Annotated in this window: 18 protein-coding genes and 1 other annotated feature; of the genes, 16 read left to right on the top strand and 2 right to left on the bottom strand. The window is 46.9% G+C overall.

What is annotated here, in order from left to right; genetic code table 11:
- Positions 1 to 210 precede the first annotated feature (210 nt).
- The 10 genes from ltrA to BN3277_RS14535 all read left to right on the top strand — a co-directional run bounded on the left by ltrA (position 211) and on the right by BN3277_RS14535 (position 9603).
- On the top strand, positions 211 to 1629 hold the full coding sequence (gene ltrA / locus BN3277_RS14585) for a group II intron reverse transcriptase/maturase (protein ID WP_059041683.1): 1419 nt from the start codon (positions 211 to 213) through the stop codon (positions 1627 to 1629).
- A gap of 554 nt (positions 1630 to 2183) precedes the next feature.
- On the top strand, positions 2184 to 2678 hold the full coding sequence (locus BN3277_RS14575) for a hypothetical protein (RefSeq protein WP_059043804.1): 495 nt from the start codon (positions 2184 to 2186) through the stop codon (positions 2676 to 2678).
- A gap of 398 nt (positions 2679 to 3076) precedes the next feature.
- Positions 3077 to 3913: an RHS repeat domain-containing protein gene (locus tag BN3277_RS14570; RefSeq protein ID WP_187380079.1), complete on the top strand. Its 837-nt coding sequence runs from the start codon at positions 3077 to 3079 to the stop codon at positions 3911 to 3913.
- A complete protein-coding gene (locus tag BN3277_RS14565; RefSeq protein ID WP_059043802.1) occupies positions 3853 to 4716 on the top strand; it encodes an RHS repeat-associated core domain-containing protein in 864 nt (287 codons plus the stop codon). The genes BN3277_RS14570 and BN3277_RS14565 overlap by 61 nt, the downstream gene beginning before the upstream one ends.
- 5 nt (positions 4717 to 4721) lie before the next feature.
- Complete coding sequence (locus BN3277_RS14560; RefSeq protein WP_059043801.1) at positions 4722 to 5111, top strand: YxiG family protein; 390 nt, start codon at positions 4722 to 4724, stop codon at positions 5109 to 5111.
- Positions 5112 to 5383: 272 nt separating this feature from the next.
- Positions 5384 to 5992 (top strand): hypothetical protein, encoded by a 609-nt coding sequence (locus BN3277_RS14555; protein WP_059043800.1) that lies wholly within the window; start codon positions 5384 to 5386, stop codon positions 5990 to 5992.
- 407 nt (positions 5993 to 6399) lie between these two features.
- A complete protein-coding gene (locus BN3277_RS14550; RefSeq protein ID WP_059043798.1) occupies positions 6400 to 7173 on the top strand; it encodes a tetratricopeptide repeat protein in 774 nt (257 codons plus the stop codon).
- Positions 7174 to 7946: 773 nt separating this feature from the next.
- The gene (locus BN3277_RS14545) at positions 7947 to 8306 is read left to right on the top strand and encodes a tetratricopeptide repeat protein (RefSeq protein WP_059043796.1); all 360 of its coding nucleotides are present in this window, start codon (positions 7947 to 7949) and stop codon (positions 8304 to 8306) included.
- 11 nt (positions 8307 to 8317) lie between these two features.
- The gene (locus tag BN3277_RS14540) at positions 8318 to 9400 is read left to right on the top strand and encodes an outer membrane protein assembly factor BamB family protein (RefSeq protein WP_059043795.1); all 1083 of its coding nucleotides are present in this window, start codon (positions 8318 to 8320) and stop codon (positions 9398 to 9400) included.
- Positions 9401 to 9411: 11 nt separating this feature from the next.
- Complete coding sequence (locus tag BN3277_RS14535) at positions 9412 to 9603, top strand: DUF4926 domain-containing protein (protein ID WP_059043793.1); 192 nt, start codon at positions 9412 to 9414, stop codon at positions 9601 to 9603.
- A 52-nt stretch (positions 9604 to 9655) separates the two neighbouring features.
- On the opposite strand, the gene BN3277_RS14530 is transcribed toward BN3277_RS14535, so the two are convergent.
- Positions 9656 to 12775 (bottom strand): transglycosylase domain-containing protein, encoded by a 3120-nt coding sequence (locus BN3277_RS14530; RefSeq protein WP_082691458.1) that lies wholly within the window; start codon positions 12773 to 12775, stop codon positions 9656 to 9658.
- A gap of 172 nt (positions 12776 to 12947) precedes the next feature.
- Positions 12948 to 13224, top strand: a binding site (T-box leader).
- Between the two features lie 68 nt (positions 13225 to 13292).
- Here BN3277_RS14530 and tyrS point away from each other — a divergent pair.
- Positions 13293 to 14546, top strand: coding sequence for a tyrosine--tRNA ligase (tyrS, locus tag BN3277_RS14525; protein ID WP_059043792.1), 1254 nt, complete (start codon positions 13293 to 13295; stop codon positions 14544 to 14546).
- A 111-nt stretch (positions 14547 to 14657) separates the two neighbouring features.
- Here tyrS and rpsD read toward each other — a convergent pair whose 3' ends face one another.
- A complete protein-coding gene (rpsD, locus tag BN3277_RS14520) occupies positions 14658 to 15257 on the bottom strand; it encodes a 30S ribosomal protein S4 (RefSeq protein ID WP_059043789.1) in 600 nt (199 codons plus the stop codon).
- Between the two features lie 473 nt (positions 15258 to 15730).
- Between rpsD and BN3277_RS14515 the strand changes: the two genes are divergently transcribed.
- The 5 genes from BN3277_RS14515 to BN3277_RS14495 all read left to right on the top strand — a co-directional run bounded on the left by BN3277_RS14515 (position 15731) and on the right by BN3277_RS14495 (position 20843).
- Positions 15731 to 17728 (top strand): sensor domain-containing diguanylate cyclase, encoded by a 1998-nt coding sequence (locus tag BN3277_RS14515; RefSeq protein ID WP_059043787.1) that lies wholly within the window; start codon positions 15731 to 15733, stop codon positions 17726 to 17728.
- Positions 17729 to 17875: 147 nt separating this feature from the next.
- Positions 17876 to 18778, top strand: a complete 903-nt coding sequence (locus tag BN3277_RS14510; protein ID WP_232436428.1) for a hypothetical protein — start codon at positions 17876 to 17878, stop codon at positions 18776 to 18778.
- A 148-nt stretch (positions 18779 to 18926) separates the two neighbouring features.
- On the top strand, positions 18927 to 20042 hold the full coding sequence (locus tag BN3277_RS14505; RefSeq protein WP_059043786.1) for an aminopeptidase: 1116 nt from the start codon (positions 18927 to 18929) through the stop codon (positions 20040 to 20042).
- A gap of 82 nt (positions 20043 to 20124) precedes the next feature.
- On the top strand, positions 20125 to 20370 hold the full coding sequence (locus BN3277_RS14500; RefSeq protein WP_059043783.1) for an HPr family phosphocarrier protein: 246 nt from the start codon (positions 20125 to 20127) through the stop codon (positions 20368 to 20370).
- Between the two features lie 182 nt (positions 20371 to 20552).
- On the top strand, positions 20553 to 20843 hold the full coding sequence (locus BN3277_RS14495) for an Fpa/YlaN family protein (protein ID WP_059043781.1): 291 nt from the start codon (positions 20553 to 20555) through the stop codon (positions 20841 to 20843).
- Positions 20844 to 20860: the final 17 nt, after the last annotated feature.

Genomic DNA, 20860 nt, shown 5'->3' with positions numbered 1-20860 from the left:
CCAATAAACTGCACGGACACGCGGATGTAAATGCGGCGGGTATACGGGATGAAAGTTACGCGTCTTACCGTGGGAGGTCTCATGGACGTGAGGAGATGAATTTCAAATCATGGTTGAAACAAGATTTATCATGAGAAGTCAGCAGACGCCATAGTACCTCGGTTAGTCGACAACTTGAGGGAAGGGCTGAACCTAAGGAGGTGTGGGTTAATGAATGGTACCGAAACAGGAGTCAAGTGCAGCCAACTTCGAAGAGAAGGCTCGACGCAAAACGTACATGCGGAACATGGAGAATATGCGGGAGCGCACAGTCCTGAGCGGATACCTGAAACCGACAGCACCGACGCAACCGAGTCGAAGGACGAGTTGCTTGAGAAAATCGTTAGCAGAGACAACATGAACGAAGCGTTCAAGCGGGTCAAAACTAACAAAGGATCTCACGGAATCGACGGGATGGGAGTAGATGAACTTCTACAATATCTCCGAGAGAACGGAGAAACCATCAAGGAATCCATTCTGGACGGAACCTACCGTCCGAATCCTGTTCGAAGGGTAGAAATCCCGAAAGAGAACGGAAAGAAGAGAAACCTGGGAATTCCTACGGTTGTTGACCGAGTTATCCAACAGGCGATCGCTCAAGTGCTTACCCCGATCTACGAAAAACAGTTTTCGGAGAACAGTTTCGGATTCCGACCCAAGAGAAGCGCACATAACGCTATTCAGAGAAGCCAATCAAACATCGAAGAAGGGTACAAATACGTGGTCGATATGGACTTGGAGAAATTCTTTGACACCGTTAACCAAAGCAAATTGGTGGAAGTCTTATCCCGAACCATTAAAGACGGGCGGGTCATCTCGCTCATCCACAAGTACCTGAAAGCCGGCGTTGTCGTGAAGCACCGCTTCGAGGATACGGAAATCGGCGTACCGCAAGGGGGCAATCTGAGTCCAATTCTCAGCAACATTATGCTGAACGAACTGGACAAGGAACTGGAAAGCCGCGGGCACCGCTTCGTGCGCTATGCGGACGATCTCCTGATCTTCAGCAAAAGCAAAAGGAGCGCGGAACGGACACTGGAGAACATTCTTCCCTTCATTGAAAAGAAGTTGTTTCTCAAAGTGAACCGGGAAAAGACAGTGGTGGACGAGGCGTGGAAGGTTAAATTTCTTGGGTTCTCCTTCTACAAAAGGAAAGGAGAGACACGAGTCCGCATTCATCCGAAATCCGCTGCCAAGATGAAAGCCAAAGTAAAGGAGCTCACGTCCAGAAGCAACGGGATGGGAAATGAAGAACGAGCCGAAAAGCTTAGACGCTACATCATGGGGTGGATCAACTACTACAAAATAGCGGATATGAAAAGTATGCTCCAATCCACGGATGAATGGATGAGAAGGCGGATTCGCATGATCTTCTGGAAGCAGTGGAAACGAGTGAGGACGAAATTCGAGAAACTGCAATCGCTCGGAATCCAAGGACAAAAAGCATGGGAATACGCAAACACGAGAAAGGGCTACTGGAGAATCTCCAATAGCCCCGTCCTCTCGAAGTCCCTCGGAAATAACACCCTCAAGGGCTTAGGATTTCTCTTCTTCTCGGATTATTATCGACAAGTAACTGCGAAAACTTAGGAACCGCCGTATACCGAACGGTACGTACGGTGGTGTGGGAGGTCGGCTACTCAATTAATGGGTAGCCTCCTACCCGATTGGTGGTTCGCGGCGAAATATATTCGAAAAATCATATACATTCGCTTTAGTCATGCGGATTTGGCTCAATATATACGAAATTTCATATATAATCGTGCCATTGAAGCCCAAACCTCGGGAATGTATATGAAAAACCGAATATATTACCTCCAACCGGGCGGTTCACAGCGAATTATATTCGAAAAATCATATACATTCGCTCAACTCATGCGGATTTGGCCCATTATATATGAAATTTCATATATAATCGTGCCGTTGTAGCCCAAACCTCGAGAATATATATGATAAATCGAATATATTGCCACCAAACGGGCGGTTCGACGTGGATTATGTTCGAAAAATCAAACATATTTCGCTATGTCGCGATTTCTGTTTAATCGTCAAGTTCCAAAGTATCTATTTATCTGTTAAATACTCCAAAAGTATATAATATACACGATAACTCATTCCGTTTTTTAGAGGGAAGGAGACTAACAATGAAGTATTTTACCAATGAGCTATGGAATTTGATAAACAGTGAGAACTTGAACGAAAGAACTATGGCTAAAGCTGAGTGGAAAGCTAATTCAGAAGAATATTCTAATCATTATAAACAGTTGGTTGGTAGGTTACCATCTAGGGTGTATAAATTTTTTAGTTGTAATGATTTTCACGATTATCAAGTTACTGATATAAAGATAACACAGGATGCATATGGAGTGTCGTATCCAGTTTCTGTTGATATCATAGTTAAAAGTGCCGATGATAAATGGAATATTGCTTACAAAAAAGTTACGAAGTTGTCGCTGAATTTCTTAATAGGAGACTCACCTTATGAGATAAAAAGAGGCTTCGATGATTGGGGTTATGACGAGTTTTTGGTTATAGATAATAAGACCTTATCACATGAGATACTCTTTGCTTCCGGGGCAGTGATATTAATACATTTTTACGATAAGAATATTTCCATTAAAAAGGTTAATGAATTATGAACATTGTTTGCAAGGATCGCATCTCAAATAACGTAAGTTGGCACTTGGATTCTTAAAAGTTAGTAATGAGATAGAGTTTCCAAACAAAAAAACAGCAAAATTTCTTAGAGTCTGCTGCTTTTTTCAACTATTTTGTATCGGTTGCGGTGGAGGATTTAATTTATCAAGAAACCCTGGATTAGGATTTCTATGAACCAGAAACAGATGACAATTCAGGATTAACATCAGTTATCATAAGCAGTATCCAGAAGGAAGAAATAGAAAGCAAATGAGGATCGTGATGAAAATGATTGAAAAAAATGATTGGCGCTTAAGAAATCAAACAAAGTACTAATTGGGTAAGAAAATGTTATTTCAAAATTACCTTTCTATGAATCAATCATGGGGTCATGACCATTGTGAGTTCTATTGGAAAAAATTACCTGAAGAATGTGATAAAGGTTACGCAACGGAAGATAAATACTATTGGGTTTGTCCAAGCTGCTTCGAAGATTTTAAAGGTAACGAACAAAAAAGGCACCGCGCTGCTATCCGAATACCAGTATGGCTACGATGCAAACGGGAATATCATCTCTGTGACGGATGCGACAGGGACAACCAGTTACCAATACGACAAGCTGGATCGGTTAACCCAGGTGAAACGCCCTTCGGATCAAACGATCGTATACGTGTACGACGCACGTGGCAACCGCAAAACACTGCAAGGCGACAGCCTCATCGAGGACACGAAGGAGCAAAACTACACCTTTAATGTGTGGGATCAGCTGAAGATCGTGACCCAAGCAAATGTCACGACCGAATTCGAATATGAAATGCAGGGGCTACGCTTATCCAAGACAACCACGACAATAGCGCCTGCGGATACTTCTGGTCAAACACCGCCGCCCGTAACTGAGAAGGTTCGTTACGCTTACAATAACAGCGACAAGGTGATTACTGAAGCAAATGCGAATAACCAGGCGTTGGCGAACTATGTTTGGGGGCCGGGCCGCCTGTTGGCTAAGAGGGATGCCGCAACCAACCAAAAGTATTATTATGTATACAACGGCCACGGTGACGTGGTGCAAATCGTCGATGAAGCAGGCAGCACGGTTAACCGCTACCAATACGACGAATGGGGAAATATTCTCCAACAGGAAGAACAAATCCGGAACGCCTTTAATATGCCGGTGAAATGCAGGATGATGAGACCGGACTGTATTACCTGCGGGCAAGGTACTATGATCCGGCGGTAGAGCGGTTTATTAGCAAGGATACGTATGAAGGCAGTGTTACAAATCCGCTGAGCTTGAATTTGTATACGTATGTAGCTAATAATTCATTAAGATACTTTGATCTTTCAGGACACAGAATTGAACAGGATAAATATTTAAGTAAAAATGATCAAAAGCTGATGGATCAATATACAGCTGATTTTAATAAGGCTAAGGCTGCCGGCAATAAAGCTGCTATGCAAGTTGCACATGATAAAGCAAATGCACTAAGAGAAGCAAACGGATTTGAAATTATTAACAGAACCGACTATTCAACCGGTAAAACCACATCTATTTCCACTGGGAAAGGTGGAGTGCGTGAGGATTGGCTATCAACTGCAATAGCAGTCCCTGCAGTTGCTGCGGGAATATATTATGCACCTGTTATAGCTCCGACTGTAGCTGCAACAACTGATGTTGCTACAATGGGGACAACTGTAAGTACGGCAACTTCAGGAGCGATATTAGGCACGAAGACAGTTGCAACTCTATTGGCCAATAAGTATTCTGGGAAAGTGATGCAGGCAACTGGGAACGGTTGGAAAGTTACTGAAATTGCTAACCCAATTTCGAGAAATCAACCAATTATGATTAGGGTAATGGATGCAGGTTCAGGTGGAAGAGCCGATTCGTATTTTAGAGGCACAGTCGGTAATAAAAGTGCTCTTACCTTACAAGGTAAATTATCTAATGATATGGCGGATACACATATTCTATTAACTGACAATTATGAAGCTCAAATACAACATATGATTAACCAATATATTAAAACAAGAGGGAAGTGAGAACCATGTTAGAATTACAAAATTACTTGAATAAATTATGGACATGTGTGATAGAAGATCATGATATTGATTTATTTAACCAATTCATTTTTTTTAATTTAAAAGCTGTCTGTAGGGGAGAGATCACATACCATTCTTTGAAGTTCAAGAATGTTAAATCGTTTTATTATTTAAATGGTCAGGATCTTTACGAACCAGAAACAGATGATTATTTAGAATTAACATCTGTAAGCTATTTGGATGAAAAAGTCGGAGTAATAGCGAACTATGGATTAGAGGCTGATCTGTACCGTCATACTAAAGCTAATTTCATGATTGAGATTTGGAATAGAGAAATATTTATAGAATCTTCATTAGTTGAAGTTGATGGGATTTCCTTCGAAATTAAAAGCTAAACTAATCATTTTAGGTACACCTTCAGTTGTTACTTACCAATAAACAATTGGAGGTGTAATCTAATGAATACCAATTTTGTTTATTTGGCCGTTTGGTAGAAAGTCGTAAAAGCAGCAGGCTCATATCTGCTGCTTTTACATTACTTATTATACTGTATCGGAGCCGACGGCGTGAACTTATCCAGTACGTTCCTAACCGGTTGATTGCGGTATAAGAGACGAGATAAGCATTTCAATCAGAATAAAATAATAAACAAGAGGTGTGATAAATATTGCAAAAGGAAATGTTGAAATTTGTGAAAATCTTGTCTAGGGGATTAGAAAGAGATTCACGCTTATCTATATTTTTCGACAAAGATTACTGTAAATTAGTATTAGATTTTAATGAACACATTACTGTGATATCCAATAATTACACCACAGCATTAGAAAAACTATTACTCCAATTACCCCCTAAGACAAGAATAACCTTTAAACATGACATTTTTCTAGATCACGGAGAAATCAAATTAATTAATGAAATAGTAGAAACGAGTTATATTGAAAATTCCGGTGAGACACTAATTAAGTTTACCCTTTGTGTTTCTGACGAAGAGGAAATTTGTGTGACAGGTTACGATGATTTCGGTATAGCTCTAAAGGCTCTGAATTTGAAACTTAACAGAAGCATTGAAACATGTGCCTATTGCTCTAAGAGTGACTTTATGTCAAACGGTGGGGAGGATGTGAGACATGGATGGTTTTGTTTCAGAGATGTTATCGATGTAGACATGACTAAGCCTTGGTATGAACGGATAGATAAGTATGAAAAGGCTAACCCTAATATGAGTTCGTTTTATTGGTGTCCTGAATTTCAATATAAGTCTAAGGTTTTTGCTTGAAAATTAATTTTATTATGGCACCGGAATTTTGGTGTCATTTTCTCCTATATATCAAAAAACGAAATAGATGAATCTTTACTCTGCCATTCAGAGGCTGCAGATGGTTATTTTTCTGACGGGTAAAAGTTATAGGCTGATTCCGAATAGAATAATAGAAACCACAAGTGGGTCGTGATGAAAATGGACAAAAATGATTGGCGGTTAAGAAACCAAACAGATTCCTTCCTATGAATCAGTCATGGGATCATGACCACTGTGAATTCTGCCGGAAAAAGTTCCCTGAGGAATGCAGCAAGGGCTACGCAACTGAGGATTTATACTATTGGGTTTGTCCAAGCTGCTTTGAAGATTTTAATAATAGGTTCATGTGGAATGTTTCGAAATAATAAAGGAGAAAATAGGTATATATGGACTCTAAAGTATATTATAAAAATGGCGAACAGGCCTACTTAGAAAAGAAATATCGAGAAGCCCTGGACAATTTTAAGAAACAGATGGACATAGAAGCTTCATCAAGTTGTTTGAATTATGTTGGATGTTGTTACTTGGGTCTTGAGGAATATTTCTTGGCATTACAGACTTTTAATGAGGTAATCGCTATTGAACCTAATTGGGAACAACCTGTTGTCAATATAGGTAGAGTATATATAAGAATGCAACAATTCAAAAGTGCATTTAAGTATCTTGATAAGGGTCTTAAAATGAATGTTCAAAATCCAGATTCACTATTCTATATGGGGGTATACTATTTAAATTCTCAAAATTATGAACCTGCGATAAAGTATTTTTCTCAATCAATCCAGATAGTGGAGCAGCAATCAGAACCTCATTTAAATTTAGGTTTATGCTATTTCAGAAAATCTTTATATAGTCTAGCTATCCAAGAGTTTGAGCGATCTTATCAAATTACTCCTAACGCTGATGCGGTTAGAAACAAAGGACTTGTATTCATTGAACTAAAAAAATATTCTGATGCACTGGAAGAATTGTATTTAGCTATCAAATTATGCCCCACGGATATCGAATGTATGGTTGATATTATATACTGCAATTGTAAATTGAAGCAGTTTAATATTGCATTAAAATGGGCAATTGAAGCTCTAAGGATTGACCCTAATCATACCACTGTTAAAAAGTTTTACGAACAAATTAACATTGATTTGGGTCTATGCAATGGCTGAATTTTGTTAATTCTTCGAGGAAATAGTTAATAAGGGAGTTCTTACTTTACAAGGTATTTTGTCTAGTGTATGACTCAAATACAACATATGATTGACTAAATTTAATGTTTTAGAATGTAATATCTTTATAAGCTAAACTTGTCATTCGGGTATACCTCCAGTTATTGGTTATTATCAAATAACTGGAGGTGTAATCTAAATGAATGCACACCATTTCTTGTATTTGGTCATTGTCTGTAGGAAGAAATGTATCAAATTTTTGTTGCTTTAAAATGTAAGTATGGGAAGCTTCCCTTTGACAGAGTATTCAACTGCTGCACACTTTTACTCCGATGTAGATGGGGACAGGATTGAAGTATAGTTTTGAAAGATATCTCCTATTTTGAAAACTATGAAGTTTTTGTAGTCTCAGCTTTTTATATCAGGATCAAGCACCTAAAAATCTTGTTTATCTCGGGAGTAAATTTGAACTGTTTGAATCCAAAAAAGTTACAAATGGAGATATAATTGTATGTTGAGATAAATTTTTAGATAGCCGCGCTTATTGGAATTTTGATTTTTTGTTCTACTCTGAAACATTAACTGTACGCGTTCCTCCACGCAATTTTGTTCGCATTCCATAATGAACTGGATGTGACAGAAATGATAAATTACTATCAACTTGGTGAAGAAGCCTATGCCAGTAATAAATTCACGGATGCATTATCCTATTTTGAAAAAGAAAATGCTCTTTACCCTTCAGGGACAGTATGAATTATATCGGGTGTTGTCATTTGGCACTCGGAATTTATGAAAAGGCGATAACCATTTTTAATGAAGTTCATCGAATAAAGCCTGATTGGGAACGCCCGGTTTTTAATTTAGGCCGAGTATATTTGAAGCTTGGGGAGAGGGAGAAAGCCCTGGACTATCTTTATCGCGCCCATGAACTAAATCCGGAGAATGAAGATACTCATTTCTATCTAGGGGTTTTCTTTTTACAAAATGAGGATTTTACTCAAGCTAAAGCCTATTATATAAAATCACTTGCCCTTGAGGCGTACTTATGGGCAGAAGCCGGTTTGAAGGTGGATAGCGAAAACAAACGAACAAAAACTCTTTACGGAAGGATTCGTGAACAGATTCAGATCTAGGAGGTGTTCCCTTGTTTCACACAAACATACACTGGTCGAAGCAGATATCTAAAAACGGTCCCGATATGATCGGAAAGATGAATTGGAAGTTCTCTTTGCAGGACGTAGTCTCCACCTCGGAACCCGTTATTGATGCCCAGGGAAATATCCTTTTTGGTGCGAACAATGGGGATGTGTTTTCGATCTCAAAAGAGGGTACAACGAATTGGAGAGTGAATATCGGGAAAGGGGCTCAATCGAGCCCAACGCTTGATCATGAACAATACTTATATTTGGTTGTCAATCACGGAGATCGGAATTCACTATATAAAGTTGACGGTGCAGGCAATCTGCTTTGGGCGACTCGACTGGAGCATAATAAGCATTTTGAACCTATTCTAGACCAAGATGGGAACATCTATATTGTTACTTGGCATGATCTAGTCAAAATTAATTCAGCAGGATACCATTTATGGAGTTTTTCCTGTCGTAATATCAGCTCGTATCCCGTCTTTGATTCCAAAGGGAATGTCTATTTTTCTGCTCGAGAGGAGCCGGGAGTATTGATTTCTTTAACAAAGGACGGGGATCTCCGTTGGAAAAAAGAGTATGGCAAATGCTACCTTGAGTTTGCACCTATTGTTGATAAGGAAGATCATCTGTATTTTGCTTTTGCCGATGAACAAAGTCTACATTCCCTATACTCCATAGACACAGACGGAAATATGAACTGGAAGTATACGCCCGGGGATCGCGGATTCATTAGTTCGCCCGCATTGAGTAATGAGGGTTACCTGGTTTTGGGAACAACTTATTTTAGGGTATGTGCTGTGGATACTTCGGGGCAGTTACTTTGGGAGACAGACCTAGGGCATATTACACAGTTTAGTCCGATTTTGGATCACAGAAACCAGGTATATCTGTTTACTGTAGTCAAAAAAAGAAAGCCGGAATCGTATATCTGGTGCCTTAATCAACACGGACAGCCTTTATGGAAACGTCGTTTTCGCGGTGCGATGACTTGGTTCAACCTGAGTCTAGAAGGCTTGCTCTTAACCAAATTCGTTGATGCGGATCGATTTGATGTGGACTTAGTAGCCTATGAAATGAAATAGGAGGCACGCCAATGGAATTATACAACAAAGTGAGGCTCTTAACCGACACGTATTCAAACCAGGGAGCCCAAAAATTCGACGTAGGCTATATTATTGAATTCTATCCCGGGGGTGAATACGAGATCGAATTCTCGGATCCGAAAACTGGGATCACCAATGCGCAGATTGTAGCAAGGCAAGAGGATTTCGAAGTAATGGAGTGAGGAATCGCATATATCCAAAAAAAGCAGCAGGCGTGAGCCTGCTGCTTTGTCCTTACTTACTATACTGCACCGCTGCTGACGGCGGGGATTCGCCCAGCACGTTCACGGCGGTGACCTGGATCCAGACGGAGCTGGAATCGGTTTTGAACGAGAAATGCGAGTCCGAGGTGGAGCCCACCTTCGTGTAGGAGCCGCCTTGGGCATCGGACACGTAGACGTTGTAGCTCGTCACGAGGTCTAGTGCGCCGTTCGCCTCCCAGCTGACCGTGAACCCGCGTTCGTCTTTCTTGACACTCACGCTCGCGGGCGAAGCGGGAAGCGGGCCGTCGTTGCCGTTGCCGCCAATAATCCCGCCATCGCTGCCGTCCGGCATTCCGCCGTTCGTGTCCGGCGTCGAGCCGCCGTCCGGGAATACTCCGCCGCCAAAGGCGCTGACGATATCGCTAGGCGCCGATTCCTTCCCGGCTACGTCGACGGCCGTGACGTAGTACGCGGTGGTGAAGCCGGCCGAACCACCGTCGGAGATCGAGGCCGGATCGCCAACCAGCGCCGCTTTCCCGGTATACTGGAAGGTTACACCGTCATCCGCACGATACAAGCGGTAACCGACAACGTCTTTCTCCGTATTTTCGCTAAACGTGATCGTAGCCGCTCCGCTGCCGCCAGACAAGGCGACATTGGCCGGCGCTGCCGGCGCTTGGCCGTCGTCAACCCGCGGATCCGGTTTGTACGGTGCATCTTCACCGGCATCCTTCGGCATATAGAAGCTCAGCGGCTTATGGCTGCCAGACATTCCGGCGAACGCCTGCTCCAGCTGCTCCTTGAGCAATTCGATCGGCGTTTCGCGTTTCACCACAACCTTCTCGCGAAGCATATCGGAAGGCGTCGTTTCCAGCGGGACATAGTTGATTCCTTCATACGTCACGTATTTGGCACGGATCAGCACATCGTCCGACTCCGTCGGCACATACTTGGCGTTAAAAATATCCGTAACCAGCTTGCCAGCCTGCTGCGTTAATTGGGTGGGCAGCTTGCCGCTGTAACCGGACACCGTCTTCTTCACGATGCCATCCGGCTTGGTAAACTCCTTGGTTTGAAACAAGTCCGGTTCGTTTTCGGTCACTTCATTCATGACGAGCGCCCAAATTTTGCGCGCCCGCGATTTGCCGGCATCCGACAACGTGTTCACCGGCTCGCGATACCCGATCCATACGCCCAGCGTAACGTCCGGCGAGTAGCCCATAAACCAAACGTCGGCGTAGTTTTGCGTTGTACCGGTTTTGCCGACAACCGGGATTTTGCCGTAGTTCTTGAAATCGCTTCGGATCGAGGTCCCCGTCCCGTTGGTGATGACGGTGCGCAGCATATCGGTCATCAGGTAAGCCGTTTGCTCGGAGAAGACCTGCTGTGGCTCGACCTCATGCTTGTAAACGATATTGCCTTTGGCGTCGGTGATCTTCTCGATCATATAAGCATCGGTAAACTTCCCGCCATTGGCGATTGCGCTGTACGCGTTGGTCAGTTCCTCGACCGTTACGCCGTATTTCAAGCCGCCAAGCACACCGGTTTGAGCGTGGTAATCTTCCTCTTCCAGCGTTGTGATCCCCAGCTTCTTGGCGAAGTCCCAGGCTTTGTCGATGCCTACGATGTTGTTGAACACCCGCAGCGCCGGGATGTTCCGTGATTCGTTCAGCGCAGTCCGCGCCGTCACCAGGCCTTTATAACCGCCGCTGGAGTTCACCGGGATGTGGAAGCCCTTCTGATAGTCCTTCAGGATAATCGGCGAATCATCGATAATGCTGGCCGGTTGAACAAGCCCGGCGTCAAGGGCCGGCAAATAAGCGGCAATCGGCTTCATCGTTGAACCCGGCTGCCGTTTCATTTGTGTAGCATAGTTCATTTGCTCGGTGTAGAAGTCGCGTCCTTCGATCATCCCAAGGATCGCCCCGGTCTTGTTGTCGATCATCATCGAAGCGACCTGCTCCAAGCCCTTCTTCTCGCTGATCGGCGAGAAATTCTCGGCATTGTCCGAGACCTTATGCATGGAGTTATAAACCTTCTTGTCGATGGTCGTATAAACCCGGTACCCCCCGGTCAGCAGCTCCCGCCGGGCTTCCTCGAGGATTTGCGTATTCGCGGCAACTTCCTCTTTGGTCATCTCCGGATTGTTTAACATGCCAATGACGATCGCGCCTTGACGTTCCGTCTCCAGCATCAGGTACGGGAAGGTGTCGTAAGCTTTTTTCGTTGGTTTAGCCAGCGATCCTTTGATATCGAAGGCCATCGCTTCATTATATTGTGCCTGCGTGATTTTGCTCTCCTCGAGCATCCGCTGCAGCACGAGCTGCTGACGTTTGATCGCCCGCTCGAAGGCCTCCTCGTTAAATTCGCCTTTCCCGTTAAAAGCAGAATACGTAGAAGGCAACTGCGGCAAACCAGCCAAATACGCCGCTTGAGCGATATTCAGATCCGCCAGATTGCTGACGTTAAACAGGCCTTTGGCTGCGGCTTTGATGCCGTAGACCTGATACCCGTTCGATCCGTTGCCGAAAGGGACCTTATTCAGATAAGCCGTCATAATTTCTTCCTTGGATAAAAAACGCTCCAGCCGAAGCGCCAGCAGCATCTCCTTGATCTTCCGGTCTTCAGTCTTATCCAGGTTCAGGAACACACGCCGGGCCAGCTGCTGCGTTAGCGTACTGCCGCCGGTTTGCACATCCTCCTTGAGCAACCGCTGCTTAACCGCCCGCAACGTCCCCTTAAAGTCGATGCCGATGTGCTCCTCAAAATGGTTGTCCTCGATGGCGATCACCGCATCGAGCACGGTTTGCGGGATTTCCTTGTAAGTGACGGGGCGGCGGTCCTCCTCCGAGCGGAGCTGGCCAATCGGCTGGCCGTCACGGAAATAGGCGAAGCCCGTCATTTCATTATGGTTGATTTTCGCTTCAATGTCGGCACGCGACCGTACTGGATCGTCCTTGACGACGGAGGATACGTATCCGAATACGGCTCCCCCGGCAAATAAAGCACCGGCTAATCCAAACAGAACGAGCCAACCCACAATCGCCCAGGCAACCCGGCCCTTTGAGCGTTTTCGAGCAGGTTTCGCGGGTTTTTCGCTCCGGGTATTGCGCCGCAGCTTGCCGGAGTTTTTGTCGTTCTCATGATCCATGCATGATCCTCCTTTATAAACAGCAACATTATAGCATAAAAAAGGGGATTTGGATGTTTTTTCAGCGTAATTTGGCGCGTTTTGGAGCCTTATTCCTGCTTATGTCCTAGCTTTCGTAGGTTTGACTTTGCGAATGCATCTATGTTATAAATAATTTTAAATCGCATATCGACAAAAGGCTTAGAAAGACTTAGTAGAAGGCGGAATCCCGTCGCTCAGAGAATCGGTGGTTGCTGCGAACCGAATGGGCGGATCCCTTTTGAAATACCGTCTGGAGCCGTCCGGGGGAACGCGCAGGGAGATACCCATACGCCAGTAGTCCGGTACCGGGGATCCCCGTTATGTTAATGAAGTGAAAACCGTGAATGGTCCGTTAGGCAGCTTCGCTGAACGATCGGGTATCGGTTTTAATTAGGGTGGTAACGCGAGCGCTCCTTCTCGTCCCTTGGGATGAGAAGGAGCTTTTTTGCGTTCATTTTATAGGTGGTTGTTAACAATTTGGATGGAGGTAAGAACAATGAAGTGGGAAGAATTAAGCGCGGCACAACAAGCCGAAGTGGAACGCCAGCTTCAGGTGATTTCCCGCGGTGTGGTGGAGATCGTGCCGGAGGACGAACTGAAGCAGAAAGTGATCAAGTCGGTCGTAACCGGCAAGCCGCTGAAAGTGAAGCTGGGGTTGGACCCTTCTGCGCCGGACATTCACGTCGGCCATACGGTCGTGATGCAGAAACTCCGCCAGTTTCAAGAGCTGGGGCATCAGGTACAGCTGATTATCGGCGACTTCACAGGGCGGATCGGCGACCCAACCGGGAAATCGGAAACCCGCAAGCAATTGACTGAAGAAGACGTACAGCGGAACGCGGAAACGTACCGTCAGCAAATATTCAAAATTTTGGATCCAGCCCAAACCCAGGTCAATTTTAACTCCGAATGGCTGGCCCCAATGACGTTTGCCGATGTGGTGAAGCTCTCGGCCAAGGTTACTGTAGCTCGCATGCTTGAGCGCGACGATTTTACGAAGCGGTATACGAGCGGGCAGCCGATCAGCATCCATGAGTTTTTCTACCCGTTGATGCAGGGGATGGATTCGGTGGCGTTGGAAAGCGACATCGAGCTTGGGGGGACGGACCAGAAGTTTAACCTGCTCATGGGCCGTACGCTGCAAAAAGAATACGGCAAAGAGACGCAAGTCGCGATCATGACCCCCATTATCGAAGGCCTGGACGGCGTACAGAAGATGAGTAAGAGCCTAGGCAACTACATCGGCATCGATGAGGCGCCAAATGAAATTTACGGCAAAGCGATGTCCGTACCGGACGAGCTGATGGCCAAATACTACGAACTGGCAACAGACTTGTCGTTGGAAGAATTAACGGCTCTTACCGAAGGCCTCAAATCGGGAGCGGTTCATCCACGCGATGCGAAGATGAGACTTGCTCACACCTTCGTCCGGATGTACCACGGCCAAGAAGCAGCCGATGCGGCGCAGGAGCATTTCGTCACCGTGTTCCAGCAACGGGCGCTGCCGGAGGATATCGAAGAGAAGGAGATTCCTGCTGCTGAGCTGGAGAACGGGAAAATCCGCCTGATCAAGCTGCTGACGCTAATCGGTTTTGCAGCCTCCAACGGGGAAGCCAAACGAAGCATCCAACAGGGAGCGGTGAAGCTGAATGAAGAGAAGGTCAGCGATCCGAACGCCGAGGTCGAGCTGACGGGCGGAGAGATCATCCAAGTGGGTAAGCGTAAATTCGCCAAGCTGTTAGTAAAATAAGAAGTCATCCAAGATCGGAACGGAGGAATCCTTCGTTCCGATCTTTGTATCTAGACACAAAAAAACCGGCCAAAGTCGATAACGACTTGGCCGGTTTGGCTTTGATGCATCTTAACGGTTGTAGAATTCGACGATTTGCTTCTCGTCGATGTCTTGCGACAGCTCGGAACGTTCTGGCAAACGGATGTATTTGCCTTCCAAAGCGGTGTCGTTGAATTCCAGGTAAGCTGGAAGATGCGAGCGATTCTCGATAGCTTCTTTCACCGAGGAAAGGCCGCGGCTTCTTTCGCGAAGACCAATTACGTCGCCGATGTTCACGCGGTAAGAAGCGATGTCCACTTTCTTGCCGTTAACGGTTACGTGGCCATGGGATACGAGCTGACGCGCACCGGCGCGGGAGTTCGCGAAGCCCAGACGGTAAACGAGGTTGTCCAAACGGCTTTCAAGCAGGATCATGAACGTTTCGCCCGCGATACCAGGCATGTGTTGCGCTTTTTCGAACAGGGTGCGGAATTGCTTCTCGCCCAAGCCGTACATGTGGCGCAATTTTTGTTTCTCGAGCAACTGTGCTCCGTAGTTACTTACTTTTCTGCGTTGGTTAGCACCGTGTTGCCCCGGAGGGAACGGACGCTTCAAATCTTTGCCAGTGCCGCTCAAGGAAATGCCAAGACGGCGGCTGAGTTTAAATTTAGGACCAGTGTAACGTGCCATTGTATAGGTAGACTCCTTTGTTAGTTAAATTTCGTGTAGGGTTCTACTTGCGCGGGTTTTGTTTGGATGAGCGAAGGATAGATGAAATATACGCTCCCTGACAGGAAAGTTCAGCCGCTGTCCCATCAGCAACAAAAACCGAGAGGGTGCTCGCATGCGTTACGCCCTAAGCAAGACTCTATCCAGTCTTCATCAACAATATATATTATATGATTTGAGGAGATAAAGTCAATAAGTGTTTTTGTTGGGAAAGGCGGTTTTTTGTCGATAGGGCTTTCGACCTAAAAAAATGTCTCAAACCTTAGGAATTATAATGCAAAACCCCAAGGAAGATAGTAAAATAGAGACAACAGACAAGATCGGATCCGACGGAGATGGACAAGCTTGAGCTTCAGAGAAGGCAGCTTGTCCGTTTGATATTTATCGTAAGTTGAAGGGCTAAAATCCAACGCAGCATATAAAGGAGCTTTTGTATGGCCGATCAATCCTTGGGTCAGCCAATGCTGAACCTGAATAACGCTTCTGGCCTGCCGCGGCTTGATGATGGCGACAATTATACGGATTGGCTGCGGCAGCTTGATATTACCGTTCACGATTTCCCCTATATTGATTCCCTCTTACGGCAAGGATATCTGCAGTGGGGCAAGCTGGTAAGCGATATGCCGGAACTGGGTGAGGCGGATTTTTTCCTTGCTGGCAGCTGCGGCGAGTCGTTGCTTGCCGATTCGCTAGAATCGCGGAGGTCGCCTAACCTGAACTGGCCTAAGCCTATGGAAGAGGCGATCGCACAGTGCCTTCGCGAGCATAAAGCGAGCGCAGCCGAAACCGAGGACGGAGCTTATGTTGCCGTGCCGGTGTTTACCCGTATCCATGGCGAGCTATTCGCGGCCTTCGGTTGCTTTTTGCGGAATATCGGGGCTTCGACAGCTCTCCTGTTTGCCAAAACGGCGGCGCAGCTGTTTCGAACCTGCTTTTATCAATGCTTCGAAGGCTTGTTTGTCGCCGACCTGATGCGCGTCCAGCAGCAGGCTAAGCGCGAAGAACAACGCCGCTCCAAGCTCTTTCAAATGGTACAGAAGCTCCATGACAAAATCGACGTGGATTCGGTGCTGACCGAGGTGTTCGAACGGGTTTCCGGGATGTATCCGGCTGCCCGGCTGGAGCTGTTGATGTCTCAGGACCAATTAAGCCGTGATCCCCGGGTTAAATCGCTGCAGCTGCACGGGCAGGGCGATGAGTTGTTCGTCAGAGCTTTCATGGAGGGGCGGATGCAAGTCAGGGAAGCCGAGGCTCCGGAACAAGGCGGCGAAAGACGACTGGAAATCGCTGTGCCTCTGAGCGGCAAACAAGGGGTGTACGGCGTTTTCCACTTACAGATTCTGAGTAAAGAGATCGATGATGTCGATTTACAGCTCATCGGCATGCTGGCCGATACGGCCGGCACGGCATTCGAGAACGCCAAGCTGTATGAGCAGTCCAATTTGCTAATCGACGAGCTGAGGCTGATTAATGAGTTAACCAAACGGCTGAATCAGAGCTTGCGGCTCAAGGAAGTGTTTCAATTTGCTACGGATGAGCTGCTGTCGATATTCAAAGCAGAATATTGCTGCATCTCCCAATTGAACAAAGAGCGGGAGACGTTCGAGATTATGTCCAGCAATGTGCCGGGGCTGTCGAAGGAGCATTTTCCGAAGAACTACGGGTTTAGCGGACTGGTATATAACACGCAGGAGCCCATCATTCTGTCGGACTTCCAGGCATATGGTAAAGTATCCTCCAAATTTATGGAGGTGACGGATTCCCGCTCGCTGATCACCGCACCCTTGATTGTCCGGGGGGAAGTGAACGGGGTGATCATGCTGGCTCACCGTAAGGCACGCTTTTTCTCGTATGACAATTATAAGCTGCTTCAGGTTCTCTCTTCCCATATCGGCCTTGCCATTGCCAACGCATCGCTGCATGCGGAGGTCCGCCGTATGGCTAACCGCGACATGTTGACCGGGCTATATGCTCGCCACTATGTTGACGATGCCATCCAGGAGTTCCAGAAGAAAGACACGAACGGTTCCCTGATTATCGTCGATATTGACCAGTTCAAGCAGGTGAATGATACGTACGGCCACCAAACCGGGGATAAAATCCTGAAGCAGGTCTGTGCGATCGTCAAGAGCTCGATTCGCAAAACCGACATCGCCGCCCGTTGGGGAGGCGAGGAGCTGGCCGTATACTTGCCTGGCGCGAGTGCCGAGAACAGCTACCAAATCGCGGAAACGATCCGGCTGCGTGTGGCGATGGATACCGATCCGGCGGTTACGGTGTCCTGCGGTATCGCCGAGTGGGTACGCGGCGACGATAAGCTAAGTGTTGAGTCGCTGTTCTATCAGGCGGATATGGCCTTATATAAAGCTAAGAACAACGGAAGGAACCAAACGCAAATCGGATTAAGAGACGAGGATGTCCCTGATCCGTAAGTCGTGTCGGTTTAAGCTGCACGGAACGCTCCTGGCCGAATTTTTGGACGGCGGGGGCGTTCTATTTATACCCGACCGTTTTGGCGAATAGAGCGGCCGCCCCTGTGGCAGGATACTGCTAGAAACATGCAGGAGGATCATCGGAGGATGAGCCGGTGCATTTTTGAAGGCGGGGGCTTACGCATGAGGGGAATCGCACAGAGAGGGCTGAAATACCGGGTGGCTGTCATGATTAACGGGCTGCTGGTCACGCTAATGTTAGTGTCCTGCGGGATGAACGAGGCGAAAACGCCGGAGCAGTGGTTCGAGTTCACTTGGTCGGGCCTCGCGGGTTGTGATACTTTGACGTTCCGTGGCTTGGCCGCCCTGCAGCGCGGGAATGAACGTGGCTTGGAAGAGAGTCTCAGCTATACGGGACGCCTTCAGGAGCACCGGGAATTAAGCATTCGAGCCGAACCGGCGCAAAATCACGCGGGAAATCTGAGCGGCCGCTTGCAGACGGCGGGATTATCGGAGCCCAAGGGATGGGAAGCCAAGCTGCGTTTCGAGAACGGGAATTGGTTGGTGCAGTCGGATGACCCGGATGCGTTGCTTCAAGGCGTTGTCCGGCTGAATCCGCTGGATCAACTAGAGGAAATTCGCATGGCGGCAAAGAAAACGATCACGTCCGAGAGCGGTGCAGCGCGGGGGACGAAGGTGCTCCGAATTGAGATGGATCCGGCTGAAGCCACCATGAGATTAAAGGATCGCCTACTGTCCGAAATGGAACTGACGCGCGAGGGTGGGTTCACGCGGCTGGAGCGTGTTCCGGCCGAGCATCGGGAGCAACTGCGCGGCGAGTTATCCAAGATATGGGCGGCGGGCAACGATCAATTGAACGCTATGCTCGAGCAGATGAATGCGAAGGTGGTCTACCATTTGACGATCGACCGCAAATCGGGACTTCCCGCCCGGCTGACCTCCGAGACGACGCTGGATTACCTGTCGACCCAAGGCGTACCTCAACGAGAGGTGCTGCATACCGATAATCGGTTCGAAGGCTATAAGTAGCTTAACATCGCGGGTTAGGCTGACTTTCCAACCCTCCCGTGCTACAATAGCAAAGAAGAATTAACCAATGGTTAAACAAGCGGGACACTAGGGTGGCAGGAGTTGCCTACGAAAGTCCCGCTGCGAATTTTGGAGGAGAGTGAGCCAGATGCGAGATCCTAGAATTCAGAAGCTAGCGGAAAACCTGGTGGGTTATTCCGTTAATGTACAGCCGGGAGAGAACGTCCTGGTCGAGATGATCGGCGATGAACGCGATTTGCTGAAAGCGGTCGTCGAAGAGGTCGGGAAGAAAGGCGGCAATGCCTTCGTTGAGATTACCGATCGCACCGTCCAACGTGCGCAATTGAAGTATGCCACCGAAGAAGGGATGAAGACCTGGGCCGAATACGATTTGAAACGGATGCAAATGATGGACTGCTACATCGGTATTCGTGCAGGTTCCAATGTGAACGATCTGTCCGACGTACCTGAGGACAAAATGAAGCTATATAACTCGCTGTATTCCCATCCCGTACATAGCGAACAACGGGTGAAGCGCACGAAATGGGTCGTGCTCCGTTATCCAAATGCCAGCATGGCCCAATTGGCCAACACAAGCACGGAAGCCTTCGAGGATTTCTATTTTGACGTATGTAATCTGGATTATGCCAAAATGGACCGGGCGCAGGACGCCTTGGCCGATCTGATGAACAAGACGGACAAAGTCCGGATCGTTGCGCCGGGCACCGACCTGAGCTTCTCGATCAAAGATATTCCGGCGATCAAATGCTCCGGTCAGAAAAACATTCCGGACGGCGAAGTGTATACCGCTCCGGTTCGCGATTCCGTCAACGGCACGATCAGCTACAATGCGGCTACCCTGTATAACGGGGTTACGTTCGAGAACATCAAATTCCGTTTCGAAAACGGCAAAATCGTTGAAGCCACAAGCAATGATACGGAGCGGATCAACGATATCCTGGATTCGGACGAAGGGGCCCGTTACATCGGGGAGTTTGCGATCGGCTTTAACCCGTACATCCTGCATCCGATGAAGGACATTTTGTTCGATGAGAAGATCGCCGGCAGCCTGCACTTTACCCCAGGCCAAGCGTACGAGGAAGCCGACAACGGCAACCGCTCCTCGATTCACTGGGATCTGGTGCTCATCCAGCGTCCGGATTACGGCGGCGGAGAAATCTATTTCGACGACGTCCTGATCCGCAAAGACGGGATTTTCGTCATCCCCGAGCTGGCGGCATTGAACCCGGAAAACTTGAAATAAGAAGAAATTTCCTTGCTAGGAAAGCGGATTCAATGTATGATTGAAGTATGTTATTTCCAATGTTAAAGACGGAGGGATCCCTATGGCCACGAACAATGAAGCGGTAGTCGAAATTGCCCAAACAGCCGGCAAATTCACTTCTTCCATTGTGCTCCAAGCGGACAACAAGTACATCGACGTAAAAAGTATCCTCGGCCTCTTCACCACACTCGTAAACACGAAGAGCTATGAACTTCACGTTCACGGACCGGATGCGGAGGAAGCGAAGAAAGCCGTCACCGAAGTTTTCGCCAAACACGGTTTGGATGTCAAAGTCGTCGCTGAATAATGAACTGAAAGAAACGCTCCCGCTCGAGGCGGGGGCGTTTTTTAATGACCGCAAACAGCGGTGGTTGGCGGTTTCCGGCAAATGGTTTAATTTGCAGAGGTTCTTGTATTGGCCCTCGATTTCGTCTAATATTAAGATTAGAGCAGAATGGTAGGCGATTTTGGACATAGGGGGGAAGAAGCATGACTTCATCTGAGTTGCAGGAGCAACTAAACCTGAAAGCACTTAATCTTCTGAAAGAAGATGCAGATAAAATTGAGAAGCTGATCGAAGTACAGATGGAGAACTTGGCCACACGTTACTGCCCTCTCTATGAGGAAGTGCTGGATACCCAGATGTATGGATTCTCGAGGCAAGTAGATTACGCGATTCGCGTCGGACTTATTCAAGAGACGATAGGCAAGCAAATCCTCAGCAGATTGGAACGGAATTTGGCTTCGCTGTATGAAGCCATGAACAATAAACAACAGTAAACGTTGCTGTTGCCGCT

It is taken from the genome of Paenibacillus rubinfantis, from assembly GCF_001486505.1.
GTDB classification, from domain to species: domain Bacteria; phylum Bacillota; class Bacilli; order Paenibacillales; family Paenibacillaceae; genus Fontibacillus; species Fontibacillus rubinfantis.
Note: the sequence above shows the minus strand (reverse complement) of the source record. Positions and strands in the feature narration are given on the sequence as shown.